Genomic DNA, 22,370 nt, shown 5'->3' with positions numbered 1-22,370 from the left:
ATTTTATATTCATTCTAATCAGGTGCCAGGCACCAAATTATATTTATTCTAAATTGTCCTTGTTACTGTATTTGACACTCGAATTCTAGGAGGAAATGGTTACATGAGAGCAAGTGTGAGAGAGCATATTCAACAGTTAGATGTTTCTTTAGGCGGAGGGATTGTTTCAGATAAAATCCGCGTTGATACGATTGATAATCCGATGCTGGTCATCGGTTTGGGCGGGACGGGTATTGATGCCCTTTTAAGGCTTAAATACCAAGTAAACCGCCGTTTTAAGCTTCCAGTCGATCCGGTTACGAATCGAAAAGCGGAAAAGCCTAAGAATATTGAATTCCTAGCGTTCGAAACGAATGAGGCGGAAAAAAATAAAAAATATCCTGCCGAAAATGGAATTGGACTCGATCCCTATAAAGAATTCGTCCTGCTTTCCAATCCTGAAATCGGCGGATTATTGTCTGATCGCAGTAAACTAGAGCCTTATATCACCGATTGGTTATCTCCTGAGCTTACGATCACGGATGGTATCAATGGTGCCTCCGGGGTACGTCAGGCAGGAAGATTGCTGCTGTTTACAAAAATCAGTGATGTTGTTCGGACCATTCAGAGGAAAATTAATACAATCCTTGAAGGAACAAATAAAAAACTGAATGTATTTATTTTGACAGGACTATCCGGGGGTACAGGAAGCGGCTGTTTCCTCGATATTGCTTATATCGTTAGAGGGATTCTCGAGAACAGATTTGGACCAGAGGGAGTCGATAAAGTCAACATGCTCGGCTATCTTTTCACACCAGATGTGAATTTATCTAGAAGCGGCATGAGCACCCACACGGAACAATACATTCAAAAAAATGGTTATGCTGCTTTAAAAGAACTAGATTACTGGATGAATTGTGATGAAAGAAAAGAGAGATTCCAGATGCAATATGGCAGCCATCTCACGGTTAATTCGCCTGTGCCGCCGTTTAACTTATGTCATTTAATTTCCGCTACCAATACAGAAGGAAAACTGTTGGAAAATGCTTATGATTATTGCATGAATGTAACAGCTGAAAATATAACCAACTTCATGGCGAATGAAGAAAGAGGTTCGGGTGAAGAGTTTGCCATCCATGATTATATTAGCAATATTAATACGAATATTGCAGGGATGGATAAGCCATATCCAGCCAACTATAAATACAACATTATTGGGGCTTCCATGGCAGAAATTCCAATTGAAGAAATTACCTTGTACGTGGGTTATAAGCTGTTTGATAAAATGAACAAAATGTTTAATTCATCTCCAGATCATAATGATGTTGAGAGATTTGCCGAAAAACTTGGAATTGATCCTGATTCCGTGCACCAACGCTTTAATGAACGGGTTCCAGAGGCACTGCCTGGTTACGAAAACAGTGCCCGCTTATCCTACAACAATATCATAAAAGGATCAGGTATTGATCTCGAGAATGAATTGGATACAGAGTTTCTAAAGAAGGCAAAAGAACAATATCGCAGAGTGAAGGTGAAACTGCCAGAGGATATGCTTGAAGAGTTTAAAAATCAAGTTAAGCAGCTTTTCCTCCACCCTCAAAAAGGACCGATTTATACATCCCGCTTGATTTACTCAAAGACTGGATATAGCTTATTAAAAACAATCGATAACTATATCAATCATCTTAATGAGCAGCTTGAGCGGATTCCAAGAAAAATTCAAGGTGAACGAGAGCATTCCTACAGTATGCATGCCGAGGCAAAAAGTGCCATCCTTTCTAGGGAACGCAAGAAAAATGCCTATATTGAAGCAAAGCTGAATGAATACTATGCAAAAGCTGAACAATCCAGAATGGAAGAAATGATTGACTTCTATGAGGAGTTAAGAAATCTCTTAACCATTGAGAATTCTAGAATTTATGAGGTTTATAAAGAAATTCTAGAAACCCTTAAAGACATTTTTCAAAAAAATGGCGATATCCTGATAAAAGGGGAAGAAGTGAAAAGAAGTGGAGGAAACACCTATTACTGGAACCTTGTAAGTGTACCGGATGTTAAAAAAGAAATTCAAAAAATATTTGATTCAAAAGATGGCGACCTTTTAATCCAGCAATGGGCAAATATGATATTCGATAAATCCATTAATTGGATTGATGAAAGTGATATCGATATTGTCGGCAATATTTCTGACTTTTTATCAGAGCAGTTTGGCGATCTGATTACAAAGTCGATGGAAGACTTTCTAAAACTGAAATATGGTCAGGATATGGCCATTGACCAAATCATTGAACAAAAGATTGCAGGCAAATTAGATGAAGATGCCCTGCCGGTATTCGATCTTAAGAACCCTGCAGCAAGGCTGAATTTCCCAAATTGGGGCTTTGTCTCTGTACCTGCTGGTGCACCGCATATTTATAACGGAATCAACAACTTTAGAAAACATGCCCTGCATCATGAGAATTACACAATTAAACGAAGTGAATTGAAAAATCGGATTTTCTGGCTTAATACGAAAAATGGGATTCCATTGTATACGTATGGTCAGTTGAAAAATTTTGAAAAGGCCTATGAAAAAACCATTTCCGAAAAAGAAGGGGTAGGACGTCATCTTGTCCAAACGGATAAAGTGAACTGGACGTATCTTCCTTCTCCAATTCCAGAAAAATCATGGGGACAAACCTACATGAATGACAGGGTGAAAAAATATAATGAACATGTTCGTACCCTGTTTGACCATGCTTGGGAATTCGGCATTATTAAGAAAAAGGATAGTAATCAAAATACCAGTGCCTATTTCAATTGCCACTTTACAAAGGATATCAGCATTTCAGACCTATTTACTCGTTATGAAGTAGATTCCAAACAACTAGATAAAGCTATAGCTGGTAATATTAAACCACTTCTGCGTGAACTTAAAGAATTGTTAAATGGCGGCTTGGAAGTAATTGAATCAAACGATATATTTGGCAGCACAACACTTGAGCATGCGAAAGAAAACTTTATCCGATCACCTGAATTGGTCGAAAAGGTGAAAGGGGAAGTTCAAAAATACAGCACTATCCAAGAAAAAATCGCTGAAATTGAAAATTATTTAGCGGGCCAAAAGGATAAAGAAGAATCCTTGAATGCCTTTATTCAAGCGATGTATACAAAGACCATTCGTAAGCGCGGTGCTCTTTATGTTTACGATAAAGAGGTTGAAGAGGATGCTTGGGAGCCTTTTGTCAATTTAATGCGGACAACCAAGTTTGTTGATTATGAAATCTATCAAGCCTTTCAAGCATTAAGTCCAAAACTGATGGATCAACTTCAAAGAAAGTCAGATCTTCGCAGCAATAACTTAATTAGTCAGGAAAATGCAGCAGAGCTAATTGCTGCTCTTGAAGAGATGGCTGCCACCTACCAAAAGGAAAAAGAAAACCTGGATTATGACTACAAAGATTACGTCAATGGCGAAGAATTATACGGTTTCTACAAAGAAATCATGATTAAGGTTCAAGAAATGTTACGGCAACTAAAATCATAAGAAAGCCTCTTACTCGGGACTGATAGGCCCAACTAGTGCTTAATCTATGTGGCCACAAGCAGCTATTGCCTGTGGCCCGTCTTTTATCATCCTGAGAAAGCTTTTTGGAGGGAAACAGCTTGAAAGAACTTTTACAAAAGTTTGCTAATACTTTTGCTAACCAGCTGGAAAAAATGACGCTTGAAGAAAACGAACAAAGAAGTGTCAAACATCCGATTATCTTTTTATTCATTGGTGACTCTGTTAAGGATGCCCTAAAGACCATTATCAATATTAATGAGGAAAAGTGGCACAACAGCTCAGGCGTCCTCTATTTTCATGCCTATCAAACTAACACTATTACCAATGAAAATGTATTCTCCTTTAAAATGCCAGGGCAGGGACTTGACCGCAAGCACATCCGAAAGAGCCTTTATGAAGCTTTTTATCGGGATGAAACCCTCCTGATTGAGCTGAATAAAACCTACCGCAGGCTGGTAGCCAAGTTAGCGGAATACGGGAAGGTCTACTCCTCCCTGCAAAAAATAAACATAAGTGTTGTGACGTCCGTTCACGACCCTGCAACTATTCTACTCCAGGAAGTTACTTTGCTGTTAAAAAGCATTTTGAGAGATTCCTCTAAAACAGTTGAGGTGGACTTGTACGGATTACTGAATGAAAAGCAGGATGATGAAAATTTCGCTTTTTCCACCTCACTTGGGATCAGTTTTTTACATGAACTCGATATGTATCAACAGGATGAGTACACCTTTGAAGGAGATCTTCAATTGACAGAGGATGGTTTTAAAATGCCTGTAGGCCATTCAGCTGCTCCATTATTTGATTTGGTGTATTTATTAAGTGATAAAAATGAAAATGGGATTATCTCAAATGATGTGGAGAAACAAAATTATGAAATCATCAGCAATCTCAATTTACTTAAGAACCGGAAACTGATTACGGAGTACCATGAAAAGATGGATAGCTATAATCATCAGGAATTTAAGCGGAACATTAGGGGAAGTTCCAATGAGCCTGTATACGCATCGGCCGGTTTTGCCAAGGTAAGACGCCCGAATAAACCGATTGCCTTACATGCTGCTAGCCAATTTTTCCATGAGCTGATTACATCCTTAAAAGAATCATCACATACTCATAAGCGCGAAAAAATAATTAGTCTATTAGAACTGTCTGAGTCTCATTTTCAAAAGTATTTTCAAGACCGGATGCCTTCCGTTCAAAAGCTTGAGGATATGAATGGCTTGATGATTACAAATTCCTATCAAACTGTGAAAAAGATGTCCGTTCGAGAAGCTGAAGAGTATTTATTTGAGAGCGGGACAACTATTTTCTTTTCTACTAATTTTGAAGAGCCTGTACAAGAGTATTTACAGCAGCTCGATCTAAAAGAAAGTATTGAGCGCTGTCTCTATGAAAATATCATTCAAGATGAAAAATACGGCTTATATAGCGCCTATTTATGGACTTCTGACAACATCGATGGTGAGTTCACCATCATGGGCGAGATTCGTCAAATGCTCCTTGAAACGAAGAATGATCGCTTGAAAGCAGAAGCAAAACTCGAACAGTATTATCAGCAAAGTGTCGAAAACTGTGATTTCAAAAAGAGCCTGCTCCCTTTTTCAGATAAGAAAAACCTGACAAGCTTTGTAAACTACTTTTTCGATGCCGTTTATCGAGTAAAATATGAAATTCTTACACTTGATGTAAAAGAAGCCATTTTAAATCAATATCAAAAGGCTCTAGAGGAACATCATGCATTTCTTCGCGATAAAGTTATAGGTATCGACCAAGCCTTGTCGGTCTTAAAGCAAAGTGCTGCTGAGAGTTTATATGATTCCGATGATTATTTGGATAAAAATATCCCTGAGTATTATGGAGATATTATTCGGACCATTACAGCAAAATTAAAGGAAAAACACGGAACTGCTTTCATTTCCAACGAGCGCTTTTTTGGAAATCTGCTTTCGTTGCTAGAAAATGGCACTCACAGTCTGATTGAACGCTTCATTACGATTTGCAACACTGAGGTCTTAACCCATGAGGAATTCCATCATAGCTTTGAGGATGAACTGTTAAAACGGGCAAATGTCCGAACTCGATATGATGATGGTACTATTCTAACAAAAGAAGATTTGTTCAAGCAACTGTATCAGCGCATGCATCAAAACTCAGCCATTCATATTGAGGTATTTAACTACACACAGGAGAATCGTCATGAAGAAAGATACTTCTTTGGTGATTTTTATAGTAAACTCATGAAGTTTGTCATTGAGAAAGAAAATGAGACACGGCACTTTAAGGTTGGCTGTGCACATGAAAAGAAATCTAGCGGTATTGAAAAACTCTCCTTGATGGGTGGCTTTAAATTAAAAGATTTAATGTACTATCAGAAGGGAACAAGATATTACGAGACGTATGTTAAAAATGGCTATGAGTTTCATGCAGATTTTTATCAAAGTAATACCTATCGTACCGTTTAAGTAGAATCATCAATAGGGGATTTTGATTCCCTATTGATGTATAACAATAAGGATTGAGGGTGTAACGTGTGAACTGGGAACCCATTCCTTCCCCTAATCATGAAATAAGGGATATGAGAAAGACAATCAAAGATTCAGAGATTCATTTATCTTGGTTTTGGTCAAATGAAATTGACTTTGTTTACATTTATAAAGGTCATGCTGATCACGTAAAACCTCTAAGTGAACTCAGCGAGAGTGATCTAAAGTTTTATACACGTGAAGAATATAAAGCGAATCAGGGCTATAAAGGGAGAGTAGATGGAGTAGGCCGTTATTTCTACCGCATTCTACCTTGCCAAAAACGCGATGGGATGCTCGTCGTTTTTAATCAGGAAAACGATAAGAATGTTCTATATATCACTGGTACAAAAGCAAAGATTTACTTTTCAATTAACACGCAAAAGCGATTCTTGAAATCGAAAAAGGTCGTTAAAATGTCCATCAGGACGGAGATTCCCCTTGATAAAGAATTGTTAGTATATGTGAAAAAACGCGGGGGGGTTCCGATTTCTATTGAGGATGGGACGAAGTTTCCTTTTATTCGTGACTTTGATTCAGGTAGAAATGAGCAGCCCGAAATTGAAATTGATAAAGATGAACACATTCGAATCTTTTTTAGCAATGGCAAGCAGTCAGCGGAAATCTATGAGCTGATTCCAGAATAAGGAGACCAAAACATGTTTGGAAAACTGAAAAATTTTTTTACTAATACTCCACCTGCACCAGTGAAGCCTCTATTTTATGATATTGTCTGTCCCTATTGTTTTGCAAAATTTCATCACGAAAATGTTGTATTCCGTGCGGGACATCATCGAGAAGATGATGAGGCCTTCCATCTTCAGGAAGACGAGAAATTGAATCAATACAGAGCTAAATTTGGACTTGCCCCAATAGATGAATTGGAGGCATGGATTGAGCCTTCCACGATTGCTGATGAAAATAAGCTTTACTCCGACAATGTTCTGGTAGGAGTTTCCGACCGCTACTCAGTCGTAACGAGAAATCGCCTCTGTCCAGAGTGTCATAATGACCTCCCTGTTACGGCAGGCAAGTATCCAAGTAATATTATATCGATTGTCGGAGCCACTTCTGTTGGGAAATCCGTTTATATTACTTCTTTAATTCGTACGTTACAGCGTGTGACGGCCAGTAATTTTGAGGCGGCCTGTCTGCCACTTAATAATTCAATTAGCCGAAGATTCAGGGATGAATACGAAATCCCTTTATTTGAATCCGGGAATCTATTTGAAGCAACCGCTTCGACAAAACGTCAGGAGCCGTTTATTTTTCAATTCGTCTTTAAAAATGATGACCGTGCCCCACTGACGCTCGTGTTTTTTGATGTGGCGGGTGAGGGGATGACACAAAAGGACTATCTCCAGCTTCATGCTTCCCATATTAAAAATTCAGCCGGGATATTATTTCTAGTAGACCCGATACAGATTCGCGCCATCCGTGAAAAGATGATCTATCAAATGGGTGAAAATCCTGGCAAAATTGTTGGGATTGCAGATGAGCCTCGAGAAGTTGTCATCTCGCTCTTTGAGGATTTTATCTCTCAACAGGAGAATAGTAAAACGAATATTCCTACTGCGGTTGTTTTGACAAAGAGCGACCTTTTACATGCCTTACGTTCTGAAGATGGTGAATATATCCAGTCAAACAGTAATGTGTTTCGCAATGTCATTCATAGAGGATTCCTTAATCTGGATGAATTTGAGAATATCAATGGTGAGATTAAAAGATTCCTCTCAAAGGTAGATATTCCGTTTGTGGATGCGGTTGATGTTTATTTTAAAGATACGGCTTATTTTGCTGTTTCCGCACTAGGAAGTAACCCGGTTAATCAGCAGGTTAACGGCATTATTAGTCCGATCCGTGTGGATGAACCGTTTATTTGGCTGATGTATAAGCTTGGGTATATTGAGGGGAGACAGGAGCAATGAGCGGTAAAATTCAACAGCAGCTATATACCCGTGAACGTGGCGGCGTTTTCAGCAGCACTGACGGGTTTGATACCATTGCAGTTTCTGAAGGGCTCGACAAAGCTTTGGTAAAAAAATATTTACATCCCTTTTGCCTGTATTATGCTCCTAAGGCCTTAACAACAAGCGGTCAAAAAGAGGCCTCCCTCTACCCGGAGGCTGTGACTTTGTTCCAGCCGGAAACAGGGGATATGGTGATTGGGCAGGCCGTTTATGTACCTGCTGATTTTACCGGGCAGCGCAGCGCTTATTTTATGCATAACTATGTCATACCTTCGGGCTTGAAAGAAGAATATATCAAGAACTCGACTAAGGTTTTTCAAATAAGGGATTTTAACACTTCTTATGATATCGAGCAGGGGAAGGTCCTACCTGAATTAGATACGGTAGAACATGATGGTCAAGATGTTCCTGCTGAAAAGGACGCTTTGTTTGAAAAATTAGCGATAACGGATTCCCATTTTAAACAGCTGTTGTTTGCCGTGATGACTTCGATAGCTGGGAAGAAAAAGGTGTTTATTTCACTGAATGCCCCTTTACAGGATTATTCAAAGTACGCCATGCAGCTTTTGGAATTAATTTATCTTTACTTACCTTATGCGCATCGACGCAAATTAGGGGCCATGACCTTCTCAAGTGCACCCGAAACAAAAAATTATATCCATGTTACTTTCTTTGAGCCTGGTACTCTAAGCTATGGTGACCGCTCCATTGAAAAGCAATTCATTTTTGACCTTGCAGATGGCAGGATTTCAGGTGTCTCCATTGAAGGGGAAAGGCATGAATATATTGAGTTTGCGCTTAGTCGCTTTTCTAAATCGGCACGTATCGATGATTTCTTTGATTTTGCTGAAGCGTCATTGTCTGGCTTACCAACGGAGCAACAGCTGGAATTATCCAGTTACTATCAATTAACCGATCTTTATTTAACCATAACTGGCGGCGATACCTCTATTTATAGTAAAAATAAAGTTGGTTTTGTGACAGGGCTAATGAAGTTTCTACAGGTTCATCATGAAGAAAAACCGGAAATGGTTGAACTTTTCCTCAAGCTGTTAAGGGAAGAAAAAATGGCTGCTGATGAGGATTTTGCCCTTGATTATATTCACGCGGTCTTGAATATTAATAAAATCCTGGGTCGTGATGAGGTGTTCTCCTTTATCCTTGAGACAGTTAACTACCATCGGAATCACCCGCTTTTTGGTCAACTATGGAAGTTGATTGAGCAAGACAGGCCTAGTCATGAAAGGATTTTAAATCTTATGAATGGGAATCCGGGGTATGGAGTGGTACTAGAACAATACTTCGGTGAACGGTTCAAGCCTGTTATTCGTGTCGAAGACATCCTTCGTGAACTAAAATTAATGCTTGGGGCACCATTCTTATTAAATATCGAAAAATTTATCATGGTTGTGATGGATAAAGTAGAATCCTCTTTAAAGAGAGAACAGAACATTTTTAAGGCTGTTTTGGCTATCAAGGACTTTAAATTAGATAAGGAAGACTTGCCGTTTTTAGATTTTAAACAGAGGTTGATTGAGAGTTCTGAACGGGCTTTGTTGGAGCAAATACGTCCAAGTGAGCTAACGAGAGAAGATATCATGAACTTTGGAAAGATTTTTTCCAAGGGGATGAAAGGTAATGAGGATCGTCCAAAGGACAAATATTTGATCATTGATGCTCTTTACCAATTGCTCAGTATGCCAGCGCGTGCTGAATCCTATGATTTAAGATCATTATCAAAAGGCCAGCGTGAGCAGGTGCGGGATATCCTTCAACAACAATTGCGTCAAAATCCTTCTGTGGAGCATTTAGGACTCCTCGACATTGCATACGGTTCGGATTATGATGACGTGGACTATGGGTCTTTATTAAGGCATCTTATTCAATACAGCGATGACAAAACGGTACTGTTTTTTATACAAAAATCTCAACTCTTAGTGGGAAGAGATGTTCGTTTTAAAAATCTGTTATTACGTTATTTCGTTTCAGATCCCAGATCAATTTGGAATGATAAAACATACAGAAAAGAATTGAAATCAATCCGAAACAGCAGCTTTAATCGTCTACTTAAGGAAGTTGAATTGGAAACGGCCAAAAACCCAATAGTTAAGTTCATCAAAAAGAAGAGTTTAAAAAGGTAGTATTTGCAAATATAAGGCAAAAAGCAGCTTGTATGCTGCTTTTTGCCTTATTTATTCAACATCGCTTTTCGCTATTTCCTTCTTCAAAAATAAGCCATCGGCAATCGAAAGCTTTTTCAAGCCCATGTCTGTTACATGAATTTCATTATCCTTCTTTTCAATGTTGGTACCATATCCACTCCAAGCCTCTTCGACAAATCCATTTGTTTGGAGTGTTATAGCTTTAATTTCTGAGATTCCCAAAGCCCCATTATCAGGTAGATCAAAAACAAGCAGGGCGACTTTTCCATCATTTGATGTAAGCGTTAAGAAGGAGTGAACATAGGATTCAGGTTCCGACAAATAGCTTTCATACTCTTCTGGGGACTCCCACACCTTTGACCATTCAGCGTTTTGTCCCTGAGATAAGACCGATACTTTCACTGCACCCGAAAACTCATCGCGTTTCTGAGCAGTTGCCACTAAGGTATAGTTAGCGCCCGCTAGATTAATAGAAGTATGCTTAATGATCTCCCAGCCGGAGAACAAAGGAGCGAATTGGCTTATATACACAGCTTGTTGTTCATCGTTCTGTTTTTCTTCCTTATCCACTATAGATTCCGCATCCTGCTGCTGTGTCTTGGAAGGTTCATATACCTTTTTATTTACTTGCTCCGATTCACCTCGGAACAGACCGAGAGAAAAGATAATAATCAAAAGGACAGCAATCCCGCTAAGCAGGATTGGGAAAGTACGATTTTTTTTCTTTTCTTCTTTAGGTTGAGAGGAAGAGTGTTCAAGGAATGACTCCTGTTGTTCCTCTCTTTTTTTATCAGGATTTCCGAAAACTGCTTCGGATGAAACACCTTTATCCACCAGCCCTGGCTTAGGAATAGCAAATTTTGCAAGAACCCATTCTTGTAGTTCTTCTATATTTCCAAAGCTTAAACCGTCAAAATGAGATTTCGAAATAGGTGAATGATTTTTGATAATCGTCAATATTTGTTTTAGGTCATCCTCTATCGTACTCTTACTTTCAGGATTAAAAACCGCTCTTTCTCCTGCTCCGTATAAGGAAATATCTCCATTTTCTCTAATCCAGATATTAAACCTCGTAATTTTACCAAGAAGAATCTGATTCTGATGTAAATGCAGAACAGCTTCGACAAACTGATCAATTTGCCTGCTAGTTAGAGTTTGACCCGAATCTAATAGGTTTCCTTCACTACCCTCCATCACAGATAAGGACCTGTCATCCAAGGTATCTAGCTTCTTGAGGGCAGGGAGGTACTTTTGGTTTTTTACCTTTTGATCGTAGTTACGATACAGTTCGTTCCAAGCTTCTCGATATACTGGCTGATTCGTCAAGCGCAGAATGGCTGTCCCGCCATGCACCAAATCTTCAACCAGATAAACGGTTAAATACTCACCAGTCTGAATTTCTTGTAAAATTCTATATCCGTTTATGTTAGCCATTTTCACAGCTCCCCAAATTCTCGAAGGACGGTATTTCCATTTTTATTAATTGCTGCCTTCATAGCTATTTTTTAGTCTGAATTTGAATTCAACTCGTCTTGATTGGGCTTGGTCAACCACGCCATCTTTCATTTTCAACTGACTTTCCGAACGACCATTGGCCGTAATATTCTTTGTCACTTGATCCTTGTATGGAAAATCACCGAATTCATCACTTAAAATGTATTTAACCACACTGAAAGCGCGCCGCTGTGATAAATCAAGGTTATTCATGTATTCCCCAACATCGTCGGTATGCCCTTCAACCACAATCTCTGCAATATGGTCGTTATACTTCCCATAGAGAGTAGAGAAATAGATTGGGATAAAGCTATGAAGCTTGGCTTGAAATTCACGCTTGATGACATCCTGACCTGTTTCAAATAACAGGTCATCGGTAAACTTAATCGCTCCCGTATCTTTATCAATGGAAATTGATAGATCTGCCTTTTTGAATTCTTTATCCAGATCATTCACAATATCTTTTTGGATGTAGGTTAACGCTTCAATTTGCTTTTCTTTATCGGCTAATTGTTTTTCTTGTTGAGCGATTTCTGCTTGGCTTTCCTTTACTTTCGCCTGTGCGTCTTCGGTTTTTTTATTAATACTAATGATAATGGCTACAAATATGACAAGGACAACTAGTAGAATAGTAGATAATAAATCCGTAAAAGTTGGCCAGAAATCGGAATCCTCCGAACCGCCATTTAGTAAACGTTTATATTTTTCCCTCATAGCTTACGTCCTTTTTCTAGTTTGTTAGGCATATTGGATTTTTTCTTCTTTAACTTTTTTGGAAAGTGTTTCAATACTCTTCTTTAAGTCATTCAATGTTGATTCTAAAGATTTTAATGATGCAGGTGTGGCTTCCGTTCCCTTTGTAATAGTAGCATTCATGATCACGATTAAGTCATTAGCACTTTGGATCGTACTGCTAAGTTGATCCAATTGTTTTGTAAGTATTTCGTTTGATTTCTCTTGTTGTCCCAGATATCCGTCTATCTTTAAGACTGAATCCTTAATGGATTCCTTTACCTCGCTGTTTTGTGTATTTGACTCCTTGATTTGTTTCAATAGTGCAGCCTGCTCTTTTTTGATTTGCTTATAAATCGCTTCCGTCAATTGCTTATGATTGTCGACTTGAGACTCATTTTGTGAGGCAATTTGTGAAATTTGAAATGATGTTTGCTCAAAAAATCCATTTAATTCTTTATAAGCCTGTTTTATTACATTCTGAGCAAATTTAAACATTGTCCCATATTGTTGTTGAACATTTTTGTTATCGTTCGAGATTTGCTCCAATACGGTTTTGTTATCGTTCGAGATTTGCTCCAATACGGTTTTGTTATCATAAGAAACTTGTTCTAATACGGTTTTGTTATCGCTTGAGACTTGTTCCAATACCATTTTGTTATTGTTCGAAATTTGTTCTACTATCTTTGCCTGTTCATTAACAAAGGTCTTAACATCATTTCGAGATTGTTCAAAGGTTGTCTTCATCCCATATAGAGCGGTATTTTGGTTTTCGAAATAGGTAAACAATTTTTCAAAATCAGTGTGAAGCTGAGCTGTCCTGTTATTAAACTGCTCGGTTATCGTTTTCATGTTGGTGAACATGTTATTCACTTCTATAGTATTTTTCTTAAAAGTTTCATTAAATCCGATTAAATTATCAGTTGCCTTTTTAAACTCTTTTGAAAAGTGTGCAACATCTAAGAAAGCTCTTCCCACGTTGAAAACAGCTTCTTTGACATCACCAATCGCTTCGACAACATAGTAATCAGATGTCTTTTGATCTTTTTGGTAAATATAGTTTTCTATTTTTAACATCACTTGCAAAAGTAGTTGTTCTGAATTTTTATATTTTGAATGAAGGTTAATCACAATAGAGAACATTATTCCCCCGATACTTGTGAAGAAAGCGGTATGCACCCCTCCTAAAATTCCCATTATAGAACTATCTATATTATCAGGATTAAGTGAAGCCAGCGTTACCACGAGTCCTATAAAGGTACCAAGGACCCCAATTAGTATAGAGATGGAAGCATACGTATGAATCAGTTTTAACTTCTTAATCATAGTTGATTGGTTATCAATTTTATACTCGGACATAAACATCTCAATGAAAGAGGATATATTGAGTTGTGTCTTCGTTATTTCCTTTTTTGTAATAAATTCTTTCCAAATAGTTGAAAATAAGTGATTCCTCTCTGGACTGCTTGTTAATTCTTCATCTTGTTTTTTTAAGAAAGAAAAAATAAGATTATTGCTTTTTAAAGAGAAATCAGCAATTAAACCAAGAATAATATAAACTGCTAGGACTAAATAATCACTTGCAGGTATATTGGAAATCCCTTCAGATGAAAAATAAATGAATAAAGCAATTGCAGGCACAAACATTAGTATAGTAATGAAGTATTTTTTCATTTTGTTCTCCTCGCAAGTATTTTTAAGCGTAATTACCTATTATGATTGTACCAAAATAAAGTCAGCGTTTGGAAGGAATATTCCTTCTTGCATTGGATTATTTATGGGAGAATTGTAAACTAAAGACATAGGGAAAATTAGTATTAGTAGATTCGTGTTGGATTAATCGGAGAAGTTTATAATTTTACTAGTATTAATTTGGTAAAAATAGATTATTAGGTCGAAAGGTGGATATGCGCATAAATAAGAAGGACCACGGAAGGACCATGGGGACGGTTCTCATGGTCTGCACTAGCCATTTTAAATACCATGAGAACCGTCCCTCCGGTACCCTGGCCTTGAAAAATTAATGAAGGAAGAATGGCCTCAGGAGGGAATTGATCTTCATATTTGGGATCATACAAAAGGCAAAGAAAATATCGTGAAGGCCGAGGCTGCAAATGTCGGAATTACGATCAGTGATGTAACACTGGCAGAATCAGGTACAGCGGTTCTCTTTAGCAGCAAGGATAAAGGGAGAACAGTCAGTTTTTTACCGGCAACTTCCATCATTATTATCCCAAAAAGCAGTATCGTTCCCCGCATGACACAAGCGGCCCGTATCATAAATGAAAAAGTAAAAAACGGCGAACAAATCGCCTCCTGCATTAACTTCATCACAGGACCAAGCAACTCAGCAGACATCGAAATGATCCTAGTCGTGGGCGTTCATGGACCCATTAAAACAACCTACATTGTAGTGGATGATATATAATATAATCCCTTAGCATCCACTTTTCTTTAGGGAAATGAGGTTTAGTCATTTCTGTGACCAGGGGGACGGTTCTGATGGCTTTTTAAGCAGGATTTGGTAACCCAAAATCTTACCATGAGAATCGTCCCTGTGGCTCTGCTCTATCTAGTAATAGTAGACCAGCAGACCATGGGGACGGTTCTGATAGTCTTTTAATGCATAAGGGAATGGTAATCTAGGGACCATGAGAACCGTCCCTGCGGCACAGAAATGGATATTGTTGCTGAAGGTGCAGAAACAGTAGAACGACTAGAAATATTTTGATAAATTGTTTAAAGTCGTTTGGTTTGGAATTATTCTAATTTTGGTGTATTATATAAATATAGAAAATTCAGAAAACAGCAAAGGGAGTCATACAAAAGTGCGTAAAGAAATTAAATCCATGAAGAATCTTATTGAAGAAAATAAAAAGGAGCTTTTAAACGATAAAAAGGCTATGGAGAAGATAGAAAAACGGATAGAAGAGCGGCATGAAGTAAAAAGGCTGGCTTAACCTTAACGGGTTCCAATATGAAGTGAGGGTGAAATCACAATGATTTCACCCTCACTTTTATTCCGGGGGGGCCGTGGGGAAGGTTCTGCGGACTTTTTATGATAATATAAGAAAATAGAGAAGAACATTTTCCTATTATAAACGAGGTTTGGGGAGACAAATTTCTTAGCCATGAGAACCGTCCCCGTGGCTCACCCGTGGCTCAAACCTCTTAGAAAGATAGCTATAAACGTTTTCGCTTCATCATTTGAAGGATCGTTGTCGCCAAATGAAAGCCAGTCATAAAGAGTACCGCGCATACATCTTGAAATGAAAAAACTGGTTTTACTAATATCTGTTGATTTTGGTAGTTCTCCATTTTTAATGGCTTCATGCACGAACCTATTTAAAATTTTATATAAGCTTCTCTCCGAGTTGGCGAAAAAGTTTGCTTCATTTCTGATTAAGCCGCTCGTATAAACACTCCTCATCAAATCTTCTCCCAGCTCATTTTTTAAGTAGGTCAATTGTGCGTCGAAAAGGGAAATCACTTTGTCTTCAAAATGCATATGACTTGGTAAGGATTGAGCAAAATTTTCATAAAATGAATCTATTTCTCTAAATTTCTCTAAAAAAATATCGTATTTTGATGAGAAATGGCCATAGAATGCCCCTTTTGAACTTTTGCTTTTTTGAACTATTTCATCGACGCTTACTTGATTAAACCCTTTTTTTTCAAAAAGTTTTAAAGCTGTCTGATAGATTCTCTGTCTTGTTTCTTCTGCTTGCTGCTCTCGCGTTTTCCTTTCCATGGTATAACACCTACTCGTCCCTTAATTGATTCCTATTTTAACATAATTACCAAAGTTATAATCTTATGATTTATAAAAATAATCAGAAAGTTATATTGACAGTTAAAGTGTAAGTATATTATCTTATAGACTATAGTCTATGAAATGTAAACGCTAACAAAGGAGAGGTATAAGTGGATATAATCGGAAAAAGAACATTACGTTCACTATTAGCGGATAAGGTCAAGCAGCACGAGGAGAAGGTATTTATTCATTTTGAAGATGCAAATGAACAACGTTATAAAAAAACGTATAAAGAATTCCAAGAAGAAGTGAACAAATTAAGTAATGCTTTCTTGAAGTTAGGTCTAAAAAAAGGGGATCATGTTGTTTTACATTTACCAAACAATATGGAATTTTTTACAATATGGTTTGCATTGGCGAATATTGGAGCCATCATGGTCCCAACCAATATTTTATCAACAGCTGATGAGATGAAATACATTATTAATCATTCTGAAGCTATTGTACTCATGACTGAAGCTGAGTATTTAGAAAAGTTTGATGGGATACTTAGTGAATTGTCAACGATTCAACATACCATCATTACTCGCTGTGAACAAGGTGTTGAAGGGGTTATTAACTTTAATGATTTACTAGAAAACTCATCTGATGGTACAGAAGCTTTCCCGGAGATACTTTCTGAGGATGTTGTAGCTATGCTATATACATCAGGGACAACCTCCAAACCAAAAGGCGTACAGGTGACGAACGCAAATTATATTTATACCGGTGAATTAATGTCAAAATCGATCAATTTAACTGAGAACGATCGGCCGTTCATCGTTTTACCTTTATTTCATGGCAATGCACAGTATTACTCAACCATGTCTGCACTTGTAGTAGGGGCTAGTATTGCGTTAACAGAGAAATTTAGTGCATCCCGTTATTTTAAACAAGCAAAGGCTCTTGGTGGTACGATTGGTTCACTATTTGCGGCTCCGATTCGAATGATACTGGCAAAGGAATATGATGAGAATGACCGGGATAACCCGATCCGTTTAATCACTTTCGCACAGTCAGTAGCGGAACATCAATTAACTGAATTTGAAGGAAAGTTCAATCTTAAACTGCTGCAAATGTATGGGATGACTGAGACCATTGGTGTTCCATTAATCAATCCAATCAATGACATTCGAAAAAATATGAGCATCGGAAAGCCAAGCATTGGCTGTGACGTAAAATTACTTGATGAAAACGGATATGAGGTGGCTGATGGAGAAGTCGGCCAAATTGCTGTCAAAGGTGTTCGCGGCAGAACATTGATGAAGGGATATTTTAAAAATGACGAAGCAACAAGCCAAACATTCAAAGGCGATTGGCTTTTAACAGGGGACAATGCTTATGTCGGAGAAGATGGCTATTTTTACTTTGTTGATCGGATGAAGGATATGATTAAGCGTTCAGGTGAAAATGTAGCAGCGAATGAAGTGGAGAGCGTGTTAGTCGAGCACGAAGCTGTTTACGAAGCCGCTGTTATTGGTATCCCGGATGAGATGCGAGATGAGGCCATCAAAGCATATGTCATATTAAATCAAGGTAGTGCAGTGTCTGAAGCAGAACTCATTGAACATTGCCAAGAAAGATTGGCAAAGTTTAAAGTTCCAGAGTTTATTGAATTTGTAGAAGATTTCCCTCGTACACCTGTTGGGAAAATCCAGAAACATATTCTGCGTAAATTACTGACCGTATAAGAGGATAAAGGGAACCGAGAAGTTCGAGGGTGTTAAGCTTTTAACAGCGAAAGAGAAGCCAACGAGGAAATTCGATGTGTGATTTTTACCAGGATTTTTAAACATCATCTATAAGAAAGTAGGCGAATCTATGAAAAATGTCAAAGTATTATTAGCTAGTTTAGCAGGATCCATCATTGAATGGTATGACTTCTATCTTTACGGAACAGCAACAGGAATTGTATTTGCTACTTTATTCTTCCCTTCAGAGAATCCGACGATTTCTGTTTTGATTGCTTTTGCTACTTTTGGAGCAGGTTATGCTGCACGACCTCTTGGAAGTATCATTTTTGGGCATATGGGAGACCGCATCGGAAGGAAGGCATCCCTCATGCTGACACTGATCGGGATGGGGGGAAGTTCGTTTTTGATTGGACTGCTTCCGACCTATGCGCAAGTTGGGTTAGTGGCGCCAATCGCGCTTGTCGTTTTACGTTTACTACAAGGAATTGCTCTTGGTGGTGAATGGGGTGGAGCTGTTTTACTTGCAACAGAATCTGCAACAAAAGGTGTGCGTGGCTTCTTTGGTTCGATTCCTCAATTAGGCGTACCGATTGGATTAGTACTCGGAACATTTAGTTTTACGTTAATCAGTTCATTAACCACAGAAGCACAATTTATGGCCTGGGGCTGGAGGATCCCATTCCTTTTTAGTGCAGTATTAGTACTTTTAGCGATTTGGATTCGCAGCAGTATTGAAGAGACTCCTGAATTTAAAAGGAAAAAGGAACAAGGAGAGATTGCAAAGGTACCGATTATTGATGCCTTTAAATACCACAAAAAGGATATTTTTCGCTTGATTGGTTTAAAACTGGGAGACGGTTTTTTCAATGTATTCCTTATGTCCTTTATCTTGTTTTATGCAACGACGTTTCTAGGTCATAGTCGTGATGTGGCATTATTGGCTTTAACACTAAGTTGTGCAACCATGATTATTACGATTCCATTGACCGGATATTTATCTGATTTTATCGGTCGTAAAACCATCTATATCGGCGGGGTCGTATCGTTGATCGTATTAGCCATTCCATATTTCACTATGATTGGTCAAAGCACAACCATGTTCTACATTATGCAGGTTTTATTATTAGGTGTAGTTTGGAGTGCCATTTTCGCTACACAAGGAACATTTTTCTCTGAATTGTTCCCGGCCAATGTGCGTTATACGGGGCTTGGTCTAGGTTATCAAGTCGCTGCTGCAATTGTAGGATTTGGGCCAATGCTTTGGACAGAAATGGGTGCGAAATTTGGTCCATCCCCCTATATATTCGGTGGATTTATGATTGTAGGACTAATCCTTTCACTTGTTTTGGCAATATTCTCACCAGACACCCGTAAAATTACACAATATGGCGATCACCATCATGATCATACAGAGGTCGAGGAAAACGGTCAAGTAGACGTAAAAAAAGCGTAAATTTATTTGGGGTGAGTGAATTGTTAAAACAAACAGCGATTGTAACAGGGGCGGCAAGTGGGATTGGACAAGGCATCGCTATATCTTTAAGTCAAAAAGATATTCAAGTCGTATTAGTGGATAAAAACTCTTGTGAAGAAACTCTGGAGCAAATGCAGGGGGAAGGGCATGTTGAACAACGTGGTGATATTCTAGATGCTGATTTTATAAAACATGTTGTAAAAGAAACAGCTGATACATTTGGCACCATCGATATACTTGTCAATAATGCAGGAACCGCAAGCCGGTTAAATTTAGAAACGATGACGATTGAAGATTGGGAAAGGGATATCAATACAAACCTCCGTTCAACCTTCTTATTTACACAAGCAGTTGTCTATCCATATATGAAGGAGCAAAAGGAGGGCAGAATTATCAATATTAGTTCAATTTCAGGCCTAAATGGCGGTGCGAAATCAGGTGATGATACTGTCGGCAGGTCTGGCCCGGCCTATGCAGCGTCTAAGGGCGGCATTATTGCGCTCACGAAATGGGTAGCTCGGGAAATAGGAGAATATAATATTACTTGTAATTCTGTCGCACCGGGGGCAACGGAAACAGCGATTACAAGAGGGATTCCTTACGATACTAGTCAGCAATCTATTAATCGTATGGGACAACCTGCTGAAATTGCTTCAGCTGTAAGTTATCTAGTTTCAAAGGATGCTAGTTTTATAACTGGTCAAGTGATTGTCGTTGATGGCGGCGCTTATATGTAATAAAGGAGAGGTTAGTGATGGATGTATTTGTAAGCGGTGTTGGCATTACACCATTCGGTAAACATATTGACTATTCATTAAAAGAGCTTTTACTTCAAGCTGCGAGGGATGCTTTAAAGGATGCGGGACATCCGAAAATTGATGCGGTATTTGTTGGAAACTTCATGGGCGGGGCAATTGCTAACCAGGAAATTCTAGGCGCCATGCTTGTCAATGATCTAGAGCTTGGCCATATTCCTTCATTGAAAGTAGAAGGTGCATGTGCCTCTGGAGGCATTGCCATTCGTCAAGCTGTGATTGGTATTTTAAGTGGTGCTTACGAAAACGTACTTGTTGTTGGCGGAGAAAAAATGAAACATGCTGCGACAGACGTTGTGACGCAGGCAATAAATGCAGCCATGGATAATGATTCAAGTGAAAAAAATGCGGGGTTAACATTCCCGGGTTTCTTTGGACTACTAGCGAATCGATATATGTATGAAAGTGGTGCAACAAAGGAACATCTAGCGAATGTTGTATTGCAAAATCGTTCCTATGCACTAAACAATCCACTTGCACAATTCAGAAAGCCTACGACAATGGAAGAAGTTATGCAAGCGAAACAGATAACGGATCCACTTGGCCTATTCGATTGTTCTCCGATAACAGATGGGGCAGCGAGTGTTGTTTTAAGTAGAAAACCGAGCGCAGTTAAAATTCGAGCATCTGTTCAAGTATCTGGTCCGACAAATATTCAGGACTTGGATTCCATTCTAGAAATTCCCGCCATTATCCATTCAGGGAAGCTCGCTTACGAACAAGCCGGAGTAGGCCCGTCTGATATTGACGTTGTAGAGGTTCACGATTGCTTCTCCATCACAGAACTTCTTGCTATAGAAGGGTTAGGTTTTTCCAATAGTCTGGAAGGTTGGAGATTCATTGAGGAGGGACAAGCTGGATTAAACGGTAAAACACCAATCAATACAAGCGGAGGTCTTTTATCAAGAGGCCACCCAATTGGGGCAACGGGTACAGCTCAGTTCGTTCAAATTGTCCTTCAATTAAGAGGAGAAGCTGTAAACCAAGTCAAAAATGCACGAATAGGAATGTCACAAAACTTAGGTGGCACGGGCGCTTACTCTGTCGTACATGTATTGGAAAGGGTGTGAACACTATGATTATTTATGAGTATAAAAATAAGAGTTATCTGACAAAGCCTTTTTCCTCCAATTTAGAAAATGAACCAATTAGCGAACGGGAAATTTCTGGTGAAGGTACGGTTTATTCTGTAACAACCATTTACGTGCCACCAGCGGAATTTGTTCAAGAAAGCCCATATACAGTCGCCATCATTCAATTAAAAGATGCCGCACTAAAAGTAACTGCCCGTATGGAGGAACCAGCACAAATAGGGGAAACGGTTTATTTTTCAAAATTTGAAAATGGGGGTTATTATTTTAAAAAAAATTGTGTGAGAAAAGACCAGAGACCATGGGGACGGTTCTGATGGCTTTTTAATTGGTGGTTTATGAAATAGAGATGGGCACCTATCTAGTAGGTGACACCGATATGTATAAATGAAACTTTGGGAGATACCTAACCATAATCGAACCACGAGAACCGTCCCCCGGCATTTTGAAGTCGAGACCATGGAGGACGGTTCTGCCAGCTTTTTTAAATTGGTGTTATTAGAAAATTGAGAGGGGCACTTACTTAGGAAGTGCCCCAATGTATAAATGAAACTAAAACACACTGTTAGTATATTGTAAATATTATTAAAATTTTAATTTAAAATAGATTAATATATTTTATTCGGATTCATGTTAGTCAAATAGGTGGAATTACCCCAGCACGGAAAATAACAGCAGCATGTGAGATGTTTGGCATCCGTACAACATGGCACGGACCGGCTGATGTTTCTCCTGTTGGTCATGCTGCTAATGTCCATCTTAATGTAAGTAGTCCAAACTTGGAATTCAAGAATATTACGGGGTTAGTGAGCATATTAGAGAAGTTTTTCCTGGATGTCAGGAAATCAAAAATGGGTTCGTGTACCCGAATCAACGACCAGGGCTTGGTATTGATAATAATGAAGAAGAAGCTAAAAAATACCCTTGTCACAATTAATTACCTCAATGGACTTTGACTAGGTGGCCAGATGGTACATCCGTAACCCCGTAAATCTTAACAGAAAAGCTTGCAGGCGAAACAGATGTCTGCAAGCTTTTCTATTGGGGGGGACCATTAGGCTATGGTGCCTGTCACCACCCGCTTTTTGTCGATTCCT

At 38.6% G+C, this 22,370-nt stretch carries 16 protein-coding genes and 1 pseudogene; 13 read left to right on the top strand and 4 right to left on the bottom strand.

The genetic code is table 11. From position 1 onward, the window contains the following. The first annotated feature begins 103 nt into the window (after positions 1 to 103). The 5 genes from V7108_RS20590 (at position 104) to V7108_RS20570 (ending at position 10,159) form a co-directional block, all read left to right on the top strand. Positions 104 to 3,505: a tubulin-like doman-containing protein gene (locus V7108_RS20590; protein ID WP_335569285.1), complete on the top strand. Its 3,402-nt coding sequence runs from the start codon at positions 104 to 106 to the stop codon at positions 3,503 to 3,505. A 119-nt stretch (positions 3,506 to 3,624) separates the two neighbouring features. Next, positions 3,625 to 5,988 carry a hypothetical protein gene (locus tag V7108_RS20585; protein WP_335569284.1) on the top strand — a complete coding sequence of 788 codons (2,364 nt, stop codon included), beginning with the start codon at positions 3,625 to 3,627 and terminating at the stop codon, positions 5,986 to 5,988. A gap of 68 nt (positions 5,989 to 6,056) precedes the next feature. Next, positions 6,057 to 6,695 carry a beta-mannanase gene (locus V7108_RS20580; RefSeq protein WP_335569283.1) on the top strand — a complete coding sequence of 213 codons (639 nt, stop codon included), beginning with the start codon at positions 6,057 to 6,059 and terminating at the stop codon, positions 6,693 to 6,695. A 12-nt stretch (positions 6,696 to 6,707) separates the two neighbouring features. After that, entirely contained in the window at positions 6,708 to 7,976 is a 1,269-nt protein-coding gene (locus V7108_RS20575; RefSeq protein ID WP_335569282.1) for a TRAFAC clade GTPase domain-containing protein, read from the top strand. Then, positions 7,973 to 10,159 carry a hypothetical protein gene (locus V7108_RS20570; RefSeq protein WP_335569281.1) on the top strand — a complete coding sequence of 729 codons (2,187 nt, stop codon included), beginning with the start codon at positions 7,973 to 7,975 and terminating at the stop codon, positions 10,157 to 10,159. Before V7108_RS20575 ends, V7108_RS20570 begins: the two co-directional genes overlap by 4 nt. A 51-nt stretch (positions 10,160 to 10,210) precedes the next feature. Here the strand turns inward: V7108_RS20570 and V7108_RS20565 are convergent, their stop codons facing one another. From V7108_RS20565 to V7108_RS20555, 3 genes are read right to left on the bottom strand one after another with little or no spacing between them, the layout of a single operon-like run. Continuing rightward, positions 10,211 to 11,614, bottom strand: coding sequence for a hypothetical protein (locus tag V7108_RS20565; RefSeq protein WP_335569280.1), 1,404 nt, complete (start codon positions 11,612 to 11,614; stop codon positions 10,211 to 10,213). Positions 11,615 to 11,659: 45 nt separating this feature from the next. Further along, positions 11,660 to 12,388, bottom strand: coding sequence for an OmpA family protein (locus V7108_RS20560; protein WP_335569279.1), 729 nt, complete (start codon positions 12,386 to 12,388; stop codon positions 11,660 to 11,662). A gap of 24 nt (positions 12,389 to 12,412) precedes the next feature. Continuing rightward, on the bottom strand, positions 12,413 to 14,080 hold the full coding sequence (locus V7108_RS20555) for a MotA/TolQ/ExbB proton channel family protein (protein WP_335569278.1): 1,668 nt from the start codon (positions 14,078 to 14,080) through the stop codon (positions 12,413 to 12,415). A gap of 334 nt (positions 14,081 to 14,414) precedes the next feature. On the opposite strand from V7108_RS20555, the pseudogene V7108_RS20550 reads away from it, so the two are divergent. Next, positions 14,415 to 14,834 (top strand): annotated as a pseudogene (locus tag V7108_RS20550) (LutC/YkgG family protein); the annotation flags it as partial. A gap of 400 nt (positions 14,835 to 15,234) precedes the next feature. Next, on the top strand, positions 15,235 to 15,366 hold the full coding sequence (locus V7108_RS20545; RefSeq protein WP_335509977.1) for an FbpB family small basic protein: 132 nt from the start codon (positions 15,235 to 15,237) through the stop codon (positions 15,364 to 15,366). 191 nt (positions 15,367 to 15,557) lie between these two features. Here V7108_RS20545 and V7108_RS20540 read toward each other — a convergent pair whose 3' ends face one another. After that, positions 15,558 to 16,157, bottom strand: coding sequence for a TetR/AcrR family transcriptional regulator (locus V7108_RS20540; RefSeq protein ID WP_335569277.1), 600 nt, complete (start codon positions 16,155 to 16,157; stop codon positions 15,558 to 15,560). 173 nt (positions 16,158 to 16,330) lie between these two features. On the opposite strand from V7108_RS20540, the gene V7108_RS20535 reads away from it, so the two are divergent. The 6 genes from V7108_RS20535 (at position 16,331) to V7108_RS26950 (ending at position 22,229) form a co-directional block, all read left to right on the top strand. Beyond that, positions 16,331 to 17,890, top strand: a complete 1,560-nt coding sequence (locus V7108_RS20535; protein WP_335569276.1) for an AMP-binding protein — start codon at positions 16,331 to 16,333, stop codon at positions 17,888 to 17,890. Between the two features lie 130 nt (positions 17,891 to 18,020). Beyond that, the gene (locus tag V7108_RS20530; RefSeq protein WP_335569275.1) at positions 18,021 to 19,346 is read left to right on the top strand and encodes an MFS transporter; all 1,326 of its coding nucleotides are present in this window, start codon (positions 18,021 to 18,023) and stop codon (positions 19,344 to 19,346) included. An 11-nt stretch (positions 19,347 to 19,357) separates the two neighbouring features. Beyond that, positions 19,358 to 20,104: an SDR family NAD(P)-dependent oxidoreductase gene (locus V7108_RS20525; RefSeq protein WP_335569274.1), complete on the top strand. Its 747-nt coding sequence runs from the start codon at positions 19,358 to 19,360 to the stop codon at positions 20,102 to 20,104. A 17-nt stretch (positions 20,105 to 20,121) separates the two neighbouring features. Next, a complete protein-coding gene (locus V7108_RS20520; RefSeq protein WP_420489205.1) occupies positions 20,122 to 21,252 on the top strand; it encodes a thiolase C-terminal domain-containing protein in 1,131 nt (376 codons plus the stop codon). A 5-nt stretch (positions 21,253 to 21,257) separates the two neighbouring features. After that, a complete protein-coding gene (locus V7108_RS20515) occupies positions 21,258 to 21,590 on the top strand; it encodes a Zn-ribbon domain-containing OB-fold protein (protein ID WP_335569272.1) in 333 nt (110 codons plus the stop codon). Between the two features lie 294 nt (positions 21,591 to 21,884). After that, positions 21,885 to 22,229, top strand: coding sequence for an enolase C-terminal domain-like protein (locus tag V7108_RS26950; RefSeq protein ID WP_420489206.1), 345 nt, complete (start codon positions 21,885 to 21,887; stop codon positions 22,227 to 22,229). Positions 22,230 to 22,370: the final 141 nt, after the last annotated feature.

It is taken from the genome of Neobacillus vireti (genome assembly GCF_036962345.1).
In the GTDB taxonomy this organism is placed as follows: Bacteria; Bacillota; Bacilli; order Bacillales; family Cytobacillaceae; genus Neobacillus; species Neobacillus vireti_A.
The sequence above is the reverse complement of the archived record's forward strand: the minus strand, read 5'-3'. Positions and strand labels throughout refer to the sequence as shown.

Bases quoted from the DNA above. Each gene is read 5' to 3' on its own strand.
- V7108_RS20590 (WP_335569285.1), top strand. From the start codon at position 104: ATGAGAGCAAGTGTGAGAGAGCATATTCAACAGTTAGATGTTTCTTTA.
- V7108_RS20575 (WP_335569282.1), top strand. From the start codon at position 6,708: ATGTTTGGAAAACTGAAAAATTTTTTTACTAATACTCCACCTGCACCA.
- V7108_RS20570 (WP_335569281.1), top strand. From the start codon at position 7,973: ATGAGCGGTAAAATTCAACAGCAGCTATATACCCGTGAACGTGGCGGC.
- V7108_RS20565 (WP_335569280.1), bottom strand. From the start codon at position 11,614: ATGGCTAACATAAACGGATATAGAATTTTACAAGAAATTCAGACTGGT.
- V7108_RS20560 (WP_335569279.1), bottom strand. From the start codon at position 12,388: ATGAGGGAAAAATATAAACGTTTACTAAATGGCGGTTCGGAGGATTCC.
- V7108_RS20555 (WP_335569278.1), bottom strand. From the start codon at position 14,080: ATGAAAAAATACTTCATTACTATACTAATGTTTGTGCCTGCAATTGCT.
- V7108_RS20540 (WP_335569277.1), bottom strand. From the start codon at position 16,157: ATGGAAAGGAAAACGCGAGAGCAGCAAGCAGAAGAAACAAGACAGAGA.
- V7108_RS20530 (WP_335569275.1), top strand. From the start codon at position 18,021: ATGAAAAATGTCAAAGTATTATTAGCTAGTTTAGCAGGATCCATCATT.
- V7108_RS20520 (WP_420489205.1), top strand. From the start codon at position 20,122: ATGGATGTATTTGTAAGCGGTGTTGGCATTACACCATTCGGTAAACAT.
- V7108_RS20515 (WP_335569272.1), top strand. From the start codon at position 21,258: ATGATTATTTATGAGTATAAAAATAAGAGTTATCTGACAAAGCCTTTT.